The sequence below is a fragment of the Flavobacterium laiguense genome (assembly GCF_003097655.1).
GTDB lineage: Bacteria > Bacteroidota > Bacteroidia > Flavobacteriales > Flavobacteriaceae > Flavobacterium > Flavobacterium laiguense.
Map to the genome: position 1 here is coordinate 159,856 of NZ_QCZH01000004.1, position 18,971 is coordinate 178,826.

The 18,971-nt window shown below is 36.1% G+C and carries 15 protein-coding genes; 5 read left to right on the forward strand and 10 right to left on the reverse strand.

Going from position 1 to position 18,971, the window contains the following annotated elements:
- Window positions 1-91: 91 nt before the first annotated feature.
- The gene (gene mutY / locus DB891_RS05920; RefSeq protein WP_116761566.1) at window positions 92-1,129 is read right to left on the reverse strand and encodes an A/G-specific adenine glycosylase; all 1,038 of its coding nucleotides are present in this window, start codon (window positions 1,127-1,129) and stop codon (window positions 92-94) included.
- A 133-nt stretch (window positions 1,130-1,262) separates the two neighbouring features.
- Here mutY and DB891_RS05925 point away from each other — a divergent pair, with 133 nt between their 5' ends.
- Together DB891_RS05925 and DB891_RS05930 are read left to right on the forward strand one after the other, a co-directional pair.
- The gene (locus DB891_RS05925; RefSeq protein ID WP_016989051.1) at window positions 1,263-1,553 is read left to right on the forward strand and encodes an HU family DNA-binding protein; all 291 of its coding nucleotides are present in this window, start codon (window positions 1,263-1,265) and stop codon (window positions 1,551-1,553) included.
- A 393-nt stretch (window positions 1,554-1,946) separates the two neighbouring features.
- Window positions 1,947-3,491, forward strand: coding sequence for an Rne/Rng family ribonuclease (locus DB891_RS05930; RefSeq protein ID WP_116761568.1), 1,545 nt, complete (start codon window positions 1,947-1,949; stop codon window positions 3,489-3,491).
- Between the two features lie 91 nt (window positions 3,492-3,582).
- Here the strand turns inward: DB891_RS05930 and DB891_RS05935 are convergent, their stop codons facing one another.
- Window positions 3,583-4,026 carry a nucleoside deaminase gene (locus DB891_RS05935; RefSeq protein ID WP_116761715.1) on the reverse strand — a complete coding sequence of 148 codons (444 nt, stop codon included), beginning with the start codon at window positions 4,024-4,026 and terminating at the stop codon, window positions 3,583-3,585.
- 84 nt (window positions 4,027-4,110) lie between these two features.
- Between DB891_RS05935 and DB891_RS05940 the strand changes: the two genes are divergently transcribed.
- Both DB891_RS05940 and DB891_RS05945 read left to right on the forward strand, forming a co-directional pair.
- Window positions 4,111-5,892 carry a 1-deoxy-D-xylulose-5-phosphate synthase gene (locus DB891_RS05940; protein WP_116761570.1) on the forward strand — a complete coding sequence of 594 codons (1,782 nt, stop codon included), beginning with the start codon at window positions 4,111-4,113 and terminating at the stop codon, window positions 5,890-5,892.
- A gap of 40 nt (window positions 5,893-5,932) precedes the next feature.
- On the forward strand, window positions 5,933-6,922 hold the full coding sequence (locus DB891_RS05945; protein ID WP_116761572.1) for a DUF3078 domain-containing protein: 990 nt from the start codon (window positions 5,933-5,935) through the stop codon (window positions 6,920-6,922).
- A gap of 52 nt (window positions 6,923-6,974) precedes the next feature.
- On the opposite strand, the gene DB891_RS05950 is transcribed toward DB891_RS05945, so the two are convergent.
- From DB891_RS05950 to DB891_RS05960, 3 genes are all read right to left on the reverse strand, one after another.
- Window positions 6,975-9,626: a T9SS-dependent M36 family metallopeptidase gene (locus DB891_RS05950; RefSeq protein ID WP_116761574.1), complete on the reverse strand. Its 2,652-nt coding sequence runs from the start codon at window positions 9,624-9,626 to the stop codon at window positions 6,975-6,977.
- Between the two features lie 94 nt (window positions 9,627-9,720).
- Window positions 9,721-11,064 carry a dGTP triphosphohydrolase gene (dgt, locus tag DB891_RS05955; protein ID WP_116761576.1) on the reverse strand — a complete coding sequence of 448 codons (1,344 nt, stop codon included), beginning with the start codon at window positions 11,062-11,064 and terminating at the stop codon, window positions 9,721-9,723.
- Between the two features lie 146 nt (window positions 11,065-11,210).
- The gene (locus tag DB891_RS05960; RefSeq protein ID WP_116761716.1) at window positions 11,211-11,672 is read right to left on the reverse strand and encodes an Lrp/AsnC family transcriptional regulator; all 462 of its coding nucleotides are present in this window, start codon (window positions 11,670-11,672) and stop codon (window positions 11,211-11,213) included.
- Window positions 11,673-11,828: 156 nt separating this feature from the next.
- Between DB891_RS05960 and metE the strand changes: the two genes are divergently transcribed.
- Window positions 11,829-14,153, forward strand: coding sequence for a 5-methyltetrahydropteroyltriglutamate--homocysteine S-methyltransferase (metE, locus tag DB891_RS05965; RefSeq protein ID WP_116761578.1), 2,325 nt, complete (start codon window positions 11,829-11,831; stop codon window positions 14,151-14,153).
- 78 nt (window positions 14,154-14,231) lie between these two features.
- Here metE and DB891_RS05970 read toward each other — a convergent pair whose 3' ends face one another.
- The 5 genes from DB891_RS05970 to DB891_RS05995 all read right to left on the reverse strand — a co-directional run bounded on the left by DB891_RS05970 (window position 14,232) and on the right by DB891_RS05995 (window position 18,782).
- Entirely contained in the window at window positions 14,232-14,711 is a 480-nt protein-coding gene (locus DB891_RS05970) for an RDD family protein (protein ID WP_116761580.1), read from the reverse strand.
- A gap of 153 nt (window positions 14,712-14,864) precedes the next feature.
- Entirely contained in the window at window positions 14,865-15,569 is a 705-nt protein-coding gene (locus DB891_RS05975) for an AAA family ATPase (RefSeq protein ID WP_116761582.1), read from the reverse strand.
- Between the two features lie 30 nt (window positions 15,570-15,599).
- Window positions 15,600-15,899 carry a type II toxin-antitoxin system RelE/ParE family toxin gene (locus DB891_RS05980; protein ID WP_189337107.1) on the reverse strand — a complete coding sequence of 100 codons (300 nt, stop codon included), beginning with the start codon at window positions 15,897-15,899 and terminating at the stop codon, window positions 15,600-15,602.
- Window positions 15,899-16,105, reverse strand: a complete 207-nt coding sequence (locus DB891_RS05985; RefSeq protein ID WP_116761586.1) for an addiction module protein — start codon at window positions 16,103-16,105, stop codon at window positions 15,899-15,901. Before DB891_RS05985 ends, DB891_RS05980 begins: the two co-directional genes overlap by 1 nt.
- 298 nt (window positions 16,106-16,403) lie before the next feature.
- The gene (locus DB891_RS05995; protein WP_116761590.1) at window positions 16,404-18,782 is read right to left on the reverse strand and encodes a ribonucleoside-diphosphate reductase subunit alpha; all 2,379 of its coding nucleotides are present in this window, start codon (window positions 18,780-18,782) and stop codon (window positions 16,404-16,406) included.
- Window positions 18,783-18,971: the final 189 nt, after the last annotated feature.

The following is an 18,971-nucleotide window of genomic DNA, read 5'->3' on the forward strand; positions in this document are numbered from 1 at the left end:
AGCGTGGATAGCCCGACGCTATAAAACAATGGGCCGAATACGCGTTCCTAAAAGTAGGCCCGTTGTTTTATAGGGTTACCCCCAAAAGACTTTACAATTTATCTTCTATAAAATTATGAATCACTATGGGGAATGGGAATGTTTTGACGGTTTCAAGGTTGATTCCATTTTGGACGGTTCCTTTCAGACTCACTTTCCAAAACTTGATGTATAAATGTTGGTGTGAGAGTTTATGCACTATGCTTTCGGAATTGTATTCGAATAGACTTACAATTTCATTTTCTTGGAAAAAGTCTTTCTGAATATGCCTGGAAATACAATCAAAATCTTCAACAGTATCGGTTTCGATTAATGGAAATTCGTATAGATTGTGCCAAATTCCTTTGGCGGTGCGTTTCTGGATGATGGTATGCTGCAAATCGTCTTCGGCTACTATATAATTAAAGTAGCGATTTCTGACTTTGAGCTTCTTCGATTTTACGGGCAATTGATCGACTTTGTTTTTTTGCAAAGCCGCACAACTGCTGTTGAACACACAAATAGAGCAATTGGGACTTTTGGGAACGCATTGCAGGGCACCAAATTCCATTATCGCTTGATTGAATTGTGCGGGATTAGCTTTTGGCATAAGTTCGAAAGCCAAGGCAGCAAATTCTTTTTTGGCCGAAGCTTGGGCAATATCGGTTTCTAGATCAAAATAGCGCGACAAAACCCGAAATACGTTACCATCGACCACGGGAACACACTCATTATAGGAGAAAGAGGCAATTGCCGCGGCGGTGTATTCGCCAATCCCTTTTAACTTTAATAAATCGGTGTAATTATCCGGAAAAATACCTCCCATTTCGTGAGCTACGGTTTGGGCTGTTTTATGCAAATTTCGGGCCCGAGAATAATAGCCAAGACCTTGCCAAAGTTTTAAAACTTGCTCTTCGCTCGCGTTTGCGAGGTCAAAAACAGTTGGAAAAACTGTGGTGAAAGACAAAAAATAAGGCGTTCCTTGCGCCACTCTTGTCTGTTGCAGCATGATTTCGGAGAGCCAAATGGGGTATGGATCGGTCGTATTTCGCCAAGGAAGATCCCTTTTGTTTTGTAAATACCACTTGTTTAACGTGTTATAAAAATTCATTGTAAAATATTAAAAAACAAAAGTAATTGTTTATGTAATTAAATTTTAACGAATTAGGTTGATTAATTGTTTTTTAAATTCATATATTTGCAACCTCAAAAAAATTATTACAACATAATAAAAAGGAAAGAAAATGACGAAAGCAGATATCGTAGCGAAAATTTCAGAAAAATTAGGTCTTGAAAAAGGTGATGTTCAAGCAACAGTTGAGACTTTTATGAACGAAGTAAAAAACTCACTTGAAACTGGAGACAATGTTTACTTAAGAGGTTTTGGAAGCTTTATTGTAAAAACAAGAGCTGAAAAAACAGGAAGAAATATTTCTAAAAATACCACAATCAAAATTCCTGCACACAATATTCCTGCTTTCAAACCTGCAAAAGTATTTGTAGAAGGAGTAAAAATTAACAACGAAGCAAAATAACACTATTAATTAATCATAAAATCTATAAGATATGCCAAGTGGTAAAAAAAGAAAGAGACATAAGGTAGCGACGCACAAACGTAAAAAAAGAGCGAGAGCTAACCGTCACAAAAAGAAAAAGTAGTTTTAAACTACTTTTTTCTTTTTTAAGTTCATTGAAATTGAGAAAAAGACGAATAGATGAAAGACGAATAGATAAAAGACTGAAAAGTCTATTATCTATTAATCTATTATCTTAAAGTCTTCTACTCTCCGGGTACAATACCTGTTAAATTATTGTTTAATCCATCTGTAAATAAGATTTCAGATTTTAGAATTTAGAATTTAGAATTTTAAAAATCTATCCTCTTCATCTATTCTCTTTTATCTAAAAATACAGATAAAAATTTACAAATGAATAAAGAATTAATCATTCGATCTAGTTCTGATTTCGTAGATTTTGCCTTATTAAAAGATGGAAAACTAATTGAATTACACAAAGAAGAAGAGAAAAGCAACTTTCAAGTAGGTGATATTTTTATTGCCAAAATAAGAAAACCCGTTGCTGGACTTAATGCTGCTTTTGTAAATGTAGGCTTCGAAAAAGATGCCTTTTTACATTATCACGATTTAGGACCTAACTTAGCTTCCCAACTGAAATTCATAAAACTTGTAAGCGCAGGTAAAATAAAAGATTTCTCCCTAAAAAACTTTCAGTTTGAAAAAGAAATAGATAAAGATGGTACTATTACGGATGTAATAAGCGCCAATCAATCTGTTTTGGTACAAGTCGTCAAAGAACCAATATCTACCAAAGGACCTAGAATTAGCGCAGAGCTTTCTCTAGCCGGACGATTTATTGTTTTGGTTCCGTTTTCTGATCGTGTTTCTATTTCACAAAAAATAGAAGACAAAAAAGAAAAGGAACGTTTGAAACGACTCGTACAATCCATCAAACCAAAAGGATTTGGTGTTATTGTTCGCACAGTAGCCGAAGGCAAAAATACAGAAGAATTAGAAAAAGATTTGCAGAACCTGCTCAGCAGATGGAATGCAATGTGTAAAAAATTACCAACTGCTCATCATCCATCCAAGGTATTGGGAGAGCTCAACAGAGCTTCTTCGATATTAAGAGATGTATTTAATGATACCTTTAGCGGTATTCAGATTGATGATGAAGAGTTGTACAACCAAACAAAGGATTATTTGCAAGAGATTGCACCATCCAAACAATCAATTGTTAAGTTCTATCAGTCAAATGATACGCCTATTTTTGAGAAATACAATATAGAGAGACAAATCAAGACTTCCTTTGGAAAAACAGTTTCCATGAGTAAAGGGGCTTATCTTATTATTGAACACACTGAAGCTTTGCACGTTATAGACGTAAACAGCGGAAACCGTTCTAATAAAGCTACCAACCAAGAGGATACAGCCATGGAAGTTAATATGATTGCTGCCGCCGAAATAGCGAGACAATTGCGTCTTCGTGATATGGGTGGAATAATTGTAGTTGATTTTATCGATATGTCTAATCCCGAAAATCGTAAAGTTTTGTTCGACTTCTTGAGAGAAGAAATGAGCGATGATAAAGCGAAACATAAAATCTTACCACCGAGTAAGTTTGGGCTAGTCCAAATTACCAGACAACGCGTAAGACCAGAAGTTAACATTAAAACTAGAGAAGAAGATCCTAACAATGAGCATGGCGAAATTGAAGCGCCAATATTGATCATTGACAGAATTGCTTCCGATCTAGAAAGAGTTTTAAAAACCCACAAAAACGTAGTGCTTAATGTACATCCGTTCGTGGCTGCATACCTCAGTAAAGGTTTTCCATCATTGCGTTCAAAATGGTTTTTTGAATACAAAAAATGGGTGAAAATCATACCACGTGACGCTTACACGTATCTAGAATATCATTTCTATGATAAAAAAGGAAATGTTATTAAAGAATAAAATAGAAACAACCGCCTTTCGTGAGATTGGCGGTTTTTTTGTGTCTTTTTGTGAGGGAAGCGAATTAATTACGACATTCCTTTTAACAGGTTTATTTCCTTCTCTCGACAAAAAACCGCTTCATCAAATCAGCTGCTTCATTAGCCATAACCCCATGAACAACAACGGTTTTAGGATGTAATTTGGTTCCCATTTTCATAAAACCACGATGTTCATCGCTCGCTCCGTAAACTATCTTAGTAATCTGACTCCAATACAAAGCGCCTGCACACATCTGGCAAGGTTCAAGTGTAACATACAACGTACAATCTTTGAGGTATTTTCCGCCAAGGAAATTGGCAGCCGCGGTTATGGCTTGCATTTCGGCGTGAGCGGTAACGTCGTTGAGCAATTCGGTTAAATTATGGCTTCGGGCAATAACGGTATTATTAACCACAATAACGGCTCCCACAGGAATTTCACCTTTATCAAAGGCCATTTCAGCTTCCTGCAAAGCTTTCTTCATAAAGTATTCGTCCGTAAAAATGTTTTCCATAAGTCCCAAAGTCCCACGAATGGAATTATTAAGTTGAAATACAAAAATAGAAAACAAAACCGTAAATTCGCTTTTTAAACTATAATGAAAAGCAACTTACTCGAACATATCCATTCCCCAATCGATTTACGCTTACTTGATGAAGCGCAACTTCCCCAATTGGCTCAAGAATTACGTGATTTTATTATCAATATTGTCGCCACCAAAGAAGGTCATCTTGGCGCCAGTCTTGGTGTGGTGGAACTCACGATTGCTTTGCATTATGTTTTTAACACACCCGAAGATTTATTGGTATGGGATGTGGGTCATCAAGCTTATGGGCATAAAATTCTAACAGAGAGACGAACCGTTTTTCATACCAACAGACAATTGGGAGGCATTTCTGGTTTTCCAAAAAGAAGTGAGAGTATTTATGACACTTTTGGCGTAGGCCACTCCTCTACTTCTATTTCAGCAGCACTTGGAATGGCGATTGCTTCCAATTTAAAAGAAGATTTCGAAAAACAGCACATTGCGGTTATTGGTGATGCTTCAATAGCCTCAGGAATGGCGTTTGAAGGTTTAAATCACGCCGGTGTTACTGATGCTAATTTATTGGTCATTCTCAATGATAATTCAATCGGGATAGACCCTAGTGTAGGCGCTCTCAAGAAATATTTCACTTCCGTGAAAGAGGGAAAGAACCCGAAGCAAAATAATATGATTAAGTCCTTAAATTTCGATTATTCGGGACCGATAGATGGCAATGATATTTTTGCCGTGGTAAAAGAATTGAAGCATTTGCAAAAAATAAAAGGGCCAAAATTTTTACACCTAATTACCACCAAAGGCAAAGGACTCCAACAAGCGGAAGAAAATCAGGTGAAATACCATGCCCCCGGTAAATTTGACGCTAAAACTGGTGAAATCATTATAAAATCGGAAGAAAATTTACCGCCGAAATATCAAGATGTCTTTGGTTTAACCATTTTGGATTTAGCCAAAAAGAACGAAAAAATTGTTGGGATTACTCCAGCCATGCCTTCTGGAAGTTCTCTAAAATTCATGATGGATGTTTTCCCGAAACGCGCTTTTGACGTTGGGATTGCAGAACAACATGCGGTGACTTTATCTGCCGGAATGGCCACACAGGGAATGATTGTGTATTGCAATATCTATTCTACTTTTTTACAGCGCGCATACGACCAAGTGATTCACGATGTGGCATTGCAAAATTTACCCGTAATCTTTTGTTTGGACAGAGCTGGTTTGGTAGGCGAAGACGGAGCTACTCATCACGGCGTTTTTGATTTGGCTTATTTACGTTGCATACCAAACATGATTGTTTATGCACCTTTGAATGAAATTGATTTACAAAACATTTTATATACTGCCCAATTAGGCATAAATCATCCTATTGCCATTCGCTACCCACGAGGTCGTGGGGTTACGGTTAATTGGAAAACCTCCCGTTTCGGTAAGTACGAAAAAATCGAAATTGGAAAAGCCAAGCAACTCAAAAGAGGGTTGAAAACAGCCATTTTATCCACTGGAACTATTGGGAATAATGTCTCTTTGGCTCTAGCCAAAATTCAACATCCCGAGAATTTTGCCCATTATGATTTTGCTTTTATCAAACCATTAGACGAAAATGAACTGCATTCTATTTTTAGTCAATTCGAAACTATAATTACTGTTGAAGACGGGGTAATAAAAGGGGGATTTGGTAGTGCAATTTCGGAATTTGCAGCAACTTATAGTTATACCTCAAAAATAAAAATATTGGGCATTGCCGATGAATTTATTGAGCAAGGCAGCATCGACGAACTACAACAATATTGCAAAATATCCGTTGATAGTTTGAAAATAATTTTCTCAAGTTATTGAAATTAATTATTTTGCGCCCTTAAAATACCACTATCCTTCTATGATCTTTTTATGCAAACCCTATGTAATTTTATTTTTACTATTTTCTATATGTAGTTTCTCGCAAGTTAAAATAATTACAAGTCTACCGGACTCCCCTTCTGACACCATTACGAAAAGCCAATCCAATGACACCATTTCGCATTGGACAAACAAAAACACTCTCGGCATAGATATTGCAGAGATTGCCTTTGTCAACTGGAGTGCCGGGGGAACAAGCTCCATAACCGGATTGCTAAAAGGACACATCAAACGAGATTATAGAGATAATTATCAAGTTTGGTCAAATGAACTTATTTTTAGATATGGCTTAAACAAACAAGAAGGAATTGAACTCAGAAAAACGGATGATGTCTTTAAAATAAACTCTACTTACGGCTACAGAAAAGACACTTTATCGAATTGGTACCATTCGGCTAAATTCAACTTTAACACCCAATTCTCGAATGGATATAATTATCCAAATACCAAAAAACCTATTTCAAAGCCATTTGCTCCAGCCTACACCTTTTTAGGAATAGGTTCTGAATACATTAATAAAGCCGAAAAATTTAATTTTTATGCTTCTCCATTGACCTTCAAGAACACTCTAGTTTTAGATCAAACTTTGGCCAATCAAGGTGCTTATGGTGTAAAGAAAGCCGTTTATGACTCTCAAGGGAATTTAATCTCCAAAGGGAGAAAATCTAAAACTGAACTCGGTATTTTGGTTACGAATTATATCGAAAGAGAAATTGCCACCAATATAACAGTAAAAAACCGTTTGATATTGTTTACGGACTACCTTCATAATTTTGGCAACATCGATGTTGATTGGCAATTTCTGGCAGATTTCAAAGTTAACCAACACGTTAAAGTAAACATTGGGCTCCATTTAATATATGATGAGGACATCGAAATCATAGAGGTTGAAAATGGTGTGTCTGTAAATAAAGGGGCGAAAATTCAATTAAAACAAGCTCTGGGAATTGGTCTTGAATATACTTTTTAAAACCAAAAAAGAGCCTGTATTTAGACTCTTTTTTGATTCTAAAATATGATATCTAATCTATAATCACTTTTTCAACATAGTTCAATCCTTCTCCTTTCATGGTAAGAATGTATACCCCTTTGGCAAGAGAACTTAGATCCAAGGTTTTTTCGCTTTCAAAATCGGCATCTTTAAGAGTGTAAACAACCCTTCCCGTAATGTCATTAATTTGTATTGAAACCTTACCAATATATTGGCTTACCCGTATATTTACAATTCCACTAGACGGATTAGGATATAATTTCATCACCTCTTCATTTTCAAAATCTTTTACGGCAAGTACACAACTAGGCATTGTGAAATCTTCAACTTGATCATTTCCTACATTCGCATCCCCAGCAGAAGCATTTTTCCCTAACCCTCTTGCGGCAAAAACTTCCCAAATCATACAGAAATTCTGACCGCCAGTTATCGCTTGATCTGCGGCTATAATCGCATCTCTTCCGCTTACAAAAGTAGGACTGCAGGGCTGTAATTTTATCCCGTCAAGCACTACTTGCATCACTTTATTATTCCCTCCTTTTCCATTATATTTATTGTCATCGTAACTATATTTATTGATATAAGCCCAAGACAAGTCCCACAATACAGTAGCCCAAACAGCACCAGTTCCGTGTTCTTCTGTTTGTTCTACACCTTCTTCATCCTTATATTGATACTTGTTGGTATTGGCATACGTCATAGGATTTATCCCTTTATCGGTAGAATAAGGATAATCCCTTATTCCAAGGCCATCGGTAGGCTCACTGGAAACATAAGTCCCAATGCCTCTTCTGGCTGTACCTACATCTCCGGGTTTTAATTGCATCATCAATGCGATCCAATCTGACCACCCTTCCCCCATTTGATCCGTATTATCCAAACAACTTGAATTGTTACGTCCACCTGCTAAACGAGTTGAAATACCATGCCCGTATTCATGGGCAATTATTCCATTGTCAAAATCTCCATCAGAATTCACAAAAGGATTTGACTCCAATTGCAATTTTACGTTAACAGCTTGTGTTTGCATTTGCGCAATTAACGATTCTCCAACTTCTTGACTTACGCTTATAGCAGGAATTGTAATGGTTGCATCAGCACCAGACATGGTGATTTCTCCAGCTTTATTATTCACTACGATTACAGCAATTGCTCCTGCATCTTGAGCAAATTTAACTTTTACTGAAAAATTACAACCACCTCTTCTAAGTATTACCATTTTTCCGTTTAAAGCCGCTCCATTAGCTGGCGAAAAACAACCCTCATCGGCTGGATTGGTAGCATTTACATACAATACTAAATCAGATTGCAAAAAAGACGGAGCAACAGGCAAATCAACACGACCAGGATTAAACCCGTTTTGCTTTACTACATAACTCCCCGCTATAGAAGAAGGGGAAGTAACTATCAAAGGTTTTATTGGAGGCGAATAATTCCATAAAAACATTTGCATTCTCGCATTTCTTCCATCATTCCCAGACGAAAAATTGGCATTGTTCATCTTCTGTGGACTGGCAGCCGATCCATCTTGAGCATCAGCATGTACAAAATCATTACCTGCACCACCTTTACCATAATTATTTTTTTGAAAATTACCATTGGCTTCATCAAACCCATATTGATACCATACATCATGCATCACATTATTCATATAGAACAAATTAGTATTGGCGGCATTTAATGAATTGGAAGCGGCAACATTTGCTCCCAAATATGGGAAATCAAACACTAATGAAGCACCTCCATCAGGACTTGTTCCTGCTGTGTCGTTATCTCCATCCATATCATCTTGTGCCCAAACATTATTCCCTCTAGTGATTGTATATTCAGAACCTAAAACACCATTCGTATCGTGCCATCCAAAAGGTGATGCCGTTGAATTGGCTGCATTAGAAATTAATTTTCTAGCAGTATGATTGGGACTTTCATAATTAAATGGAATTACATTATAGGTTCCCTCATTAACCACAGCAATTCTTTTTGAATACAATTGCTTGTAAGTTAATGGACTTGCGTCTACCAAAACATCCGCAGCAACTACTGAAATTTGCTTTTTTTTATCAAAATTACAAGAAATAATACAATCCTTTTTTTCTAAAATCTTACCGGTCTGTGCATCTACACGAACACTCCATTTGTGTTCTGGAGCATTAGTATTTATAGTAAAATCCCAAGCCAAAACCAATGTTTTTTCTTTGGTTGTAAAATACACTAAATTAGCCGAAACAGGCTCTCCTTTCTCTAACCCATTACTAATTACAAACTTATATTTACTTATCGTCTCCAAAATAGCAAATGAAGTTGTCGGTGAAATTTTTAATTGCTCATAAGCTTTTTTCAACGCCTCAGTTACTGAAAGAGAAGGATTTTTAGCGCTTGCTTTTTTAGACACATTGGCAACAAATTTTTTATCAGCATTCACAACCTGTCCATTCTTTATTGAAAAATTGGAAACAGATCTAAATATTTCAATACCGTTATATCTTTGTAGTACATAACAGTTGGTAATAGCCGAATTTGATGTAGTTCCTTCACTTTCTATAATCCAATCATTCACATCACTTGCAGAAAGCCCCGACTTAGCAGTGTTTGAATTTAAGTGTTTTTGAATTATTTCTTTATTTGATTGTGAAAATGCAAGCAAAGGAATTAAATAAAAGAACAAAAGAGTAATTTTTTTCATAAATCGGTTAAGTTTGTTTAAATGTTGGTTATTACGTACAAATTTAAACGTTTTTTGCGTTTTTAAAACTTTAACAGACTTTAAAGTTAATTATTTAACTTTTTGCCGCGGTTATTGTCTTATAAAACAATAAAGCATTCCCATCGGTTAGCATAGAAACAAAATGACAAATATGAAGTAGTCTTTCGTATAAATTCTCTTTCTCCAAATGATGCTTTTCGGGTAACATTTTTAATATTAACCCATCATAATTAGACATTTTCCCTTCATACTTATTATTGAAAGCGGTAATGAATTTGTCCAATATGGTTTGTATAATTTGATAGCCTACAATCTCTTTCTCTATAACTTCACGGCTTTGATAGATGTTTTTGACACTAATTTTGATAATATCATCCATTTGTGCCTTGTATTTGCTTTTATCCGTTAATGCAAAAGGGAATTGTCCATTCAAAATCGCTTCTTCATTTTCAACAAAAACTTTTACGGCGTCATTGATTAAACTCCCAATTGCCAAAGCACGCAAATAACTAATTCTATCTTCTTTAGTTTCTAATGTTTTATATTTTGAGGTATCAATACTGTCTTTCACCAATTTGATTAAATATTCTAAAGCAAAATCTTCTGAAACCAAACCTAAATTGATCCCATCTTCAAAATCAATTATGGTGTAACAAATATCATCGGCGGCTTCTACCAAATAAGCAAGCGGATGTCTTTCAAAACCAATATCATCACCGGTTTTATTGGCAATCATTCCCATATCTGAAGCGACTTCCTGAAAAAAAGATTTGTCGGTTTGAAAAAAACCATATTTTTTATCGGCAATGTTTCGCGTTGGTTTTTTAGGCAAACTCTCTTTTGGATATTTCATAAAAGCACCAAGGGTTGCAAACGACAATCTCAAACTTCCTTCCACACCGGGTCTGGAACTATTGAGAACCGAAAATCCATTGGCATTTCCCTCAAAATCGATTAAGTCCTGCCATTCTTTATCGGTTAACCCATCTTTGTATTTTTGTCCGTTTCCTATAGAAAAATATTCGCCTATCGCTTTCTCCCCAGAATGTCCAAAAGGAGGATTCCCAATATCATGTGCTAAAGATGCGGCCGCCACAATAGCTCCAAAATCATTCATCTGATACCCATGAACTTCTTGTAAATATGGATATTTCTCCAAGATTTTTTTTCCAACCAATCGTCCCAATGATCGTCCCACAACCGAAACCTCCAGACTGTGTGTCAATCTGGTATGTACAAAATCTGTCTTAGACAACGGTATCACTTGTGTTTTATCCTGTAAACTTCTAAAAGCTGCTGAGAATACAATTCGATCATAATCGACTTCAAAACCCAAACGGGTTTCGTCCTGCTCGATTCTTAATCTTTTACCTGTGTCTCCTTGTCGTTTTAGTGATAATAATTGCTCCCAGTTCATTGTGATTTATGATTGTAGATTAACGTCCCGATAACTATCGGAATTGATTTTAGATTTAAAAGAACCAAAAATACATTTTATTTTAAGACTTTCTTCAGCATTGAAAAATCATTAAGATCAAATCCTAAAATAACAATTTAGCGTTATCAAATAGCCAATGCCGTACTGTGCTTGATTTCGCCCATCACGAAAACACTCTGTGTATTCCCAATATTCTCGATAGTCGAGAGTTTGTTCATCACAAAATCCTGATAGCTGGACATATCTTCGACCAGAATTTTCAACATAAAGTCATAATCCCCTGCAATGTTGTAGCATTCGATGATTTCTGGAAGTGCCACTATATCTTTTACAAAATTACTTCCCACATTTCTGGCGTGTTCTTTGAGGCGAACATTGCAAAATACGGTCATCCCGAGATTGAGTTTTTTCTTGTCCAATAGAGCTACATACTTCATAATATAGCCATCGCGTTCCAGTCTTTTGATGCGTTCGTAAACTGGAGTAACCGTGAGGAATAATTTACTAGCCAACTCTTTTGTATTGATATTTGAGTTTTCCTGCAGGTGTTTTAAGATTTGCAAATCGATAGTGTCAATATTTTCCATAGTTTTTTTTACCGTCAGCATTCGATTACAAAGTTTTATTTCGGACAGATTACTGTCAAAACAACCCAATACACATCATTTTACTGAATTAAGACGCTAATTTAAGTTTAATTTTCCAATACAATAACTTTGTCCAGTAATAAATACTGACAGAAAATGAAAACAAACAATTTAGGTTACCCAAGAATTGGTAGCAACAGAGAATTAAAGAAAGCCAATGAACTGTATTGGACAAACAAAATTTCGGCAGAAGAACTTTTGTCCACAGCCGCAGCAATTAGAAAACAAAACTGGCAATTGCAAGCGGATAAAGGAATTGATTTAATTCCTTCCAATGATTTCTCCCTTTACGATCAAGTATTGGATTTGACACTAACCCTTGGCGCAATTCCAGAGCGCTACCACGAATTTGCCCGAACAAACAATTCCCTTGATTTGTATTTTGCAATGGCGAGAGGCGCTCAAAAAGAAGGACAAGATGTGGTGGCTATGGAAATGACCAAATGGTTTGACACCAACTATCATTATATCGTTCCTGAATTTACAAAAAACCAAAAATTCGAATTGTTTTCGACCAAAATAATTGCCGAATTCATCGAGTCAAAAAAACTAGGAATAGCAACAAAGCCGGTACTTATCGGGCCTGTTTCATATTTATTACTTGGAAAAGAAAAAGAAGAAGGTTTCCATAGAATTGACCTTATCGAAAAATTATTGCCTGTATATTTTGACATTCTAAGCGCATTAGAAAAAGAAGGTGCAGAATGGATTCAGTTTGACGAACCTTTTTTGGCCTTGAACTTGACCGACAAAGAACGCAATGCCGTTACTTATGTTTACAACGAAATCAACAAAAAGTTCCCAACTATAAAAATAATTCTAGCTAATTATTTTGACTGTTTTGGAGAGAATCTGGACACTGTTTTGGCTTTGCCTGTACACACTTTGCATTTGGATTTGGTGCGTTGCTCGTCTCAGTTGGATGATATTTTAGAATCTAAACTTTTATCCAAAAACACGACGCTTTCCCTCGGTGTTGTTGACGGAAGGAACATTTGGAAAAATGATTTCACAAAATCACTAGCGACTATCAAAAAAGCAATCGATGCTCTAGGTGAAGACAGGATTATGATCGCTCCTTCTTGTTCGCTTATTCACAGCCCGTGTAATTTGGATTTGGAAACCAATGACGACACCTTGACTCCCGAAATCAAACAATGGCTGGCTTTTGCCAAACAAAAGATTGAGGAAGTAACGCTTCTAAAATCTTTTGCATCGAATGAGCAAGAAGCCGAAAGTTCACTGCGATTCATTGAAAATACCGTTGCCAATGAAAACCGCAAAACATCCAAACTAATACACAACTCTGTTGTGAAAAACCGTGTAGCTTCAATCACAGCAAATGATTCAAAACGTAAAAACACGTTTGCTATTCGAAGAAAAAAACAAATAGACGTATTGAATCTTCCTTTATTCCCAACCACAACCATTGGTTCGTTTCCACAAACTACCGAAGTGCGCAGTTGGAGAGCCAAGTTCAAAAAAGGAGATTTAAGTCAAGAACAATACAATGATTTACTCCAAAAAGAAACCGAAGAAACGATTCGATTTCAAGAGGAAACAGGAATCGATGTTTTGGTTCACGGAGAATTTGAGCGCAACGATATGGTGGAATATTTTGGTGAGCAATTGGACGGATTTACCTTTACCAAAAACGGCTGGGTGCAAAGTTATGGTAGCCGTTGTGTGAAACCTCCTGTAATTTATGGTGATGTTTCCAGACCAAATCCGATGACGGTAAAATGGGCAGAATTTGCGCAATCGCTTACGCCAAAATGGGTAAAAGGAATGTTAACCGGTCCAGTAACTATCTTACAATGGTCGTTTGTGCGTAATGACCAACCGCGCTCTGAAACCTGTACACAAATTGCTTTGGCGATACGTGATGAAGTTACCGACCTTGAAAAAGCAGGAATTAAAATCATCCAGATTGATGAACCTGCAATTCGTGAAGGCTTGCCGTTGCGCAAAGAAGAATGGGCAAATTACCTTGGTTGGGCGATAAAAGCGTTTCGAATTTCGGCCAGTGGCGTAAAAGACGACACTCAAATTCACACCCACATGTGCTACAGCGAATTCAACGACATTATCCAAAATATTGCCGATATGGATGCCGATGTGATTACCATAGAATGTTCGCGTTCGCAAATGGAATTATTGGATGTTTTTGCCGATTTTAAATATCCGAACGAAATAGGCCCTGGAGTTTATGACATTCACTCGCCACGTGTGCCGTCACGTAACGAAATGGTGAAATTATTAGAAAAAGCTTCGGCTGTTATTCCTGTTGACCAACTTTGGGTAAATCCAGATTGTGGTTTAAAAACAAGACATTGGGAAGAAACCAAAAAAGCTTTAATCGAAATGGTCGCTGCCGCCAAAGAAATGCGAGTTACTGTTGAGACTAATGCAACAGTTTAATTTATAACTAAAAAACCCTAGTAGATTTTATAATTTACTAGGGTTTTTACTTATTCAAAACATTCATTTACAATTCCATTAAGGCAAAATAATAATTCTCTTTTTTTTCTCAAATTCGTGTTTTTTGACTACATAAGTTTCCGACATAGAATCATGCCATCCCTCTGCGGTTCCACCCAAAAAAGAAAAAGCCTCAAACGGAATGAATCTACAAAGTGTACGCTTCAAAATGGTTTTATAATTGGGTTTTGAACCATCTTTCATAATCACATAGGTTTGGGTCAAGAATTTTGCAATTGAACGAGAGAAATACAGCTCGGTCAAATAATAGTAAAAACCAGCAATTACGGCAAAAGAAAGTCCTTTTTCCGATTTTCCCATACCGCTAATCCAAATCTTCAGAAAAGAACTATTGATAACATCCGCAAATATGGCTATTGTTGTTCCGACTGTAATCCAAATCACATACCCTATCGCCAAGTCCATGATTAAATTTGACAAACGCTGTCCCCTTGAAGCCAATAAATCATCTGTAACTGTAATTTTTTTACTTTCCATATTTTCTGTTTTTAATACTATAAACAAAACATACCAAAACTATAACCCCCTCAAATATAAGGAATTAATTTTACAATTATGAATTAAGAAACTACCAATTGTCTTGTTATTTATTAATCAAAAAACTAAGATTTTTTTAGAGCACAAAGCCTTTTACTTTTGCTTCTTAATCTCTGCTTGGATGACATTGTTTTTCACTTCTTTGAGTAAATGATTTTTCGCTTCCGCAAAAGTAACGTTATAAATACGAGTCACTTCTTGGAATTCTATGGGATATTTTGCGAGTAACTTCTCGTAATAACTATCCAAAACCGCAGCGGAAGGAGCCGTAAATTCCAGTTGCATTTCAAAACGACGCACTAAAGCTTCGTCTATCATTTGGATTTGATTCGTAGCGGCGATTAATACCGATCGATTTGGGAAATTATCTATTAGTTGAATAATCGAGTTGACTACTCGTTTCATTTCGGTACTGTCTTTGTTGTCGTAATCCCGAATCTGACCTAAGGAATCAAATTCATCAAAGAATAAAACCGAACTTTCGTATTGCACTTCCTTGAACAATCCTTCGATATTCTTGGAAGTTTCCCCCAACTTGGAAGATACAATTCGGGAAAGATTGACAATGATTATTTTTTTGTCCAGTTTTCTGGCAATACCTTTGGCCGTCATCGTTTTTCCGCAGCCTGTTTTGCCGTGCAACAGTATTTTATTAACTACAGGCAACTCATATTGTTCCAAAACTTGCTTGAATTGGTATTCCTTCAAAAACTGATTAATTTGCCCTGAAACGGCATCATTGAAGACTACATCTTCAAGATGAACAATGCTTCGGTCTGTAAAATATAATAAACTCAAGGGGATTGGTTTTTTAAAGAAATTTTAACTTCACAAAGTTAGTCTTTTGGACCAATTTTTAGGAGAACGAGAGGTATGAAAAACACCAATAACTATAATTTCGTTTTTTTCAAATCTATAATGAATACCATAAGGAAATCTTGAAATAAACCGTATTTTTATATTTTTATACCTTTTTTGGAATACTTCTGGATTTCTTAAAATAGCATCAATTCCTGCTTCCAAACAAAGTTCAAAATCATAGGAAAGCCCTATTCTTTGATCTTCATACCAAAGAACAATATCTTCAATATCAAATAATGCTTCTCTTACGAAATGAATTTTATACACTATCGAATAGATTTTAAATGACTTTTAACCTCATCCCATGTATATAATTCTGTTTTCCCTTCTTCTAAATTTTTTATTCTAATATCTAATTCTCTTTCCACATCATCAGAAATTTCTAGATCCTTCTTAGAAACACTGTCCCATAACTGCTCGGCAAGAACAATTTTTTCTGCATTGCTGTATTTAGATAAATTTTTAATTTCCATAATTCCTTTATTAACATTGAATACTACAAATTTAAACAAATTTACTCATGAAAATGAATGTCTTTTAGCCCCGTTTGAAGTGGAAATCCTTTTTTATCTTGTTTTTTTTTCTAACGAGATAAAAAAGATTGAAACGGAAAGCGGGATTAGCTCCATACAAAACAAATTAAACAAAAAACAGCTACCAAAAACGATAGCTGTTTTAATTATAGCGCAATTATTTTGTTTTTTAAACCATTTTGTTAACCCTAACAAAATGGTTTTATAGGAATGTGATTGCTTCGTTCCTCGCAATGACTTAACTTCCGCACATTTCGCAATCTTCAGGATCTGCGGCTTGTGCTTTGAGCAACATCGCTTTGAAATCCTCAACATCTATCGCTTCTGATACTGGAGTATCTTCTTTTTTATCATTGTTTAATGTAAATTTGATGGCATCAACCGCTGCTTTGGTTCTCAAATAATACATCCCTGTTTTCAAACCGGATTGCCAAGCGTAGAAATGCATAGACGTTAGTTTTGAATAATTGGCGTCTTGCATAAACAAGTTCAAAGATTGCGATTGATCTACAAAATACCCTCTTTGACGAGACATATCGATAATGTCTTTCATAGACATTTCCCAAACGGTTTTGTACAATTCTTTTAAATCTTGCGGAATCACATCGATGTTTTGAACCGATCCGTTGTGACGCATGATTTCTTGTTTCAAGTTGTCATTCCACAATCCTAGTTTTACTAAATCGTGCAATAAATGCTTATTCACCACAATAAATTCACCAGACAATACGCGTCTTGTATAGATATTTGAAGTGTATGGTTCGAATGCTTCGTTGTTACCCAAAATTTGAGAAGTCGAAGCCGTTGGCATTGGCGCAACCAATAATGAATTACGAACACCATGCTCTACCACTTCTTTTCTAAGCGAAGCCCAGTCCCATCTTCCTGATAATTCTTCGTCTTTCAACCCCCACAAATTGTGCTGAAACTCTCCGTTTGACATTGGAGAACCTTTGAAAGTAGAATAAGCTCCTTCTTCCTTTGCCATTTCCATAGATGCGGTACAGGCAGCAAAATAAAGGGTTTCGAATATTTCTTGGTTTAATACTTTAGCTGCATCGCTTGTAAAAGGCAAACGCAATAGGATAAAAGCATCGGCAAGTCCTTGCACCCCAAGACCAATTGGTCTGTGACGAAGGTTTGAGTTTTCGGCTTCTTTTACAGGATAGTAATTTCTGTCGATTACTCTATTCAAGTTACGTGTCACACGCTTGGTCACATCGTATAATAATTGATGATCGAATTTTCCGTTTTCAACGAACATTGGTAAAGAAATAGAAGCCAAATTACAAACAGCAACCTCATCCGCAGAAGTATATTCCATAATCTCAGTACACAAATTCGATGAACGAATGGTACCTAGGTTTTTTTGGTTTGATTTTCTATTGGCTGCATCCTTGTACAACATATAAGGCGTTCCTGTCTCAATTTGTGATTCTAGGATTTTCTCCCACAATTCGCGCGCTTTGATGGTTTTTCTACCTTTTCCCCTGTTTTCATAGTCAATGTACATCGCTTCAAACTCGTCTCCGTACACATCGTACAAACCTGGACATTCGTTAGGACACATCAAAGTCCAAGTAGTATCTTCTTGAACACGCTTCATAAACAAATCCGATGTCCACATGGCAAAGAACAAATCTCTAGCACGCATTTCTTCTTTTCCAGTATTCTTTTTTAGATCTAAGAAATCAAAGATATCCGCATGCCAAGTTTCGATATAAATAGCGAAACTTCCTTTACGTTTTCCACCACCTTGATCTACATAACGAGCAGTATCATTAAACACTCTCAACATAGGAACAATTCCGTTTGAAGTACCGTTTGTACCACGAATATACGAACCTGTAGCACGAACGTTATGAATAGAAAGTCCAACTCCTCCCGCTGATTGCGATATTTTGGCGGTTTGTTTTAAAGTATCATATATTCCATCAATACTATCGTCTTGCATAGCCAAAAGGAAACAAGAAGACATTTGTGGTTTTGGAGTTCCTGCATTGAACAACGTAGGCGTTGCATGGGTAAAGAATTTCTTAGACATTAAGTCATAAGTCTCCATTACTGATTTCAAATCATCCAAGTGAATTCCAACAGAAACACGCATCAACATGTGTTGCGGACGCTCCACAATTTTTCCGTTTATTTTCAACAAATACGAACGTTCCAGAGTTTTAAACCCAAAATAATCATAGTTAAAATCTCTGTTGTATATAATGTGAGAATCTAAAAACTCAGCATTTTCCATAATCACTTGATGCACCTCTTCGGACAACAATGGTGATTCTTGGTTGGTTCTCGGATTGATGTAATGAAACATTTCATTCATCGTTTCGGAGAACGATTTTTTGGTATTCGAATGTAAATTTGATATTGCAATACGAGCTGCCAATTGTGCATAATCCGGATGAGCAATGGTCATTGAAGCTGCAGTTTCGGCCGCAAGATTATCCAGTTCTGATGTAGAAACTCCATCATACAAACCTTCAATAACACGCATAGCCACTTTAACTGGATCTACCAATTCGTTCAAGCCGTAACATAATTTTTTTATTCTGTCTGTAATCTTGTCAAACATTACAGGTTCTTTGTGGCCGTCTCTTTTTATTACATACATACTTTATCGAATTTATTTTATTAATGAATTGTGATTTACGAATAGTAGGAATTCATAATTCATTTTTTACTCACTGTCAATCCATGACCCATTTCGATACTTTGTTTCATCTCATAAAAACAAGATGAAACAAAACGCCGTCATTTGTCCCAAAATCAATCTGGGCTGAATTAACTTAGTTTTCAGATT

Excerpts from the sequence above, each read along its gene's own strand:
- mutY (WP_116761566.1), bottom strand. The coding sequence starts at position 1,129 with ATGAATTTTTATAACACGTTAAACAAGTGGTATTTACAAAACAAAAGG.
- DB891_RS05925 (WP_016989051.1), top strand. The coding sequence starts at position 1,263 with ATGACGAAAGCAGATATCGTAGCGAAAATTTCAGAAAAATTAGGTCTT.
- DB891_RS05930 (WP_116761568.1), top strand. The coding sequence starts at position 1,947 with ATGAATAAAGAATTAATCATTCGATCTAGTTCTGATTTCGTAGATTTT.
- DB891_RS05935 (WP_116761715.1), bottom strand. The coding sequence starts at position 4,026 with ATGGAAAACATTTTTACGGACGAATACTTTATGAAGAAAGCTTTGCAG.
- DB891_RS05940 (WP_116761570.1), top strand. The coding sequence starts at position 4,111 with ATGAAAAGCAACTTACTCGAACATATCCATTCCCCAATCGATTTACGC.
- DB891_RS05945 (WP_116761572.1), top strand. The coding sequence starts at position 5,933 with ATGATCTTTTTATGCAAACCCTATGTAATTTTATTTTTACTATTTTCT.
- DB891_RS05950 (WP_116761574.1), bottom strand. The coding sequence starts at position 9,626 with ATGAAAAAAATTACTCTTTTGTTCTTTTATTTAATTCCTTTGCTTGCA.
- dgt (WP_116761576.1), bottom strand. The coding sequence starts at position 11,064 with ATGAACTGGGAGCAATTATTATCACTAAAACGACAAGGAGACACAGGT.
- DB891_RS05960 (WP_116761716.1), bottom strand. The coding sequence starts at position 11,672 with ATGGAAAATATTGACACTATCGATTTGCAAATCTTAAAACACCTGCAG.
- metE (WP_116761578.1), top strand. The coding sequence starts at position 11,829 with ATGAAAACAAACAATTTAGGTTACCCAAGAATTGGTAGCAACAGAGAA.
- DB891_RS05970 (WP_116761580.1), bottom strand. The coding sequence starts at position 14,711 with ATGGAAAGTAAAAAAATTACAGTTACAGATGATTTATTGGCTTCAAGG.
- DB891_RS05985 (WP_116761586.1), bottom strand. The coding sequence starts at position 16,105 with ATGGAAATTAAAAATTTATCTAAATACAGCAATGCAGAAAAAATTGTT.
- DB891_RS05995 (WP_116761590.1), bottom strand. The coding sequence starts at position 18,782 with ATGTATGTAATAAAAAGAGACGGCCACAAAGAACCTGTAATGTTTGAC.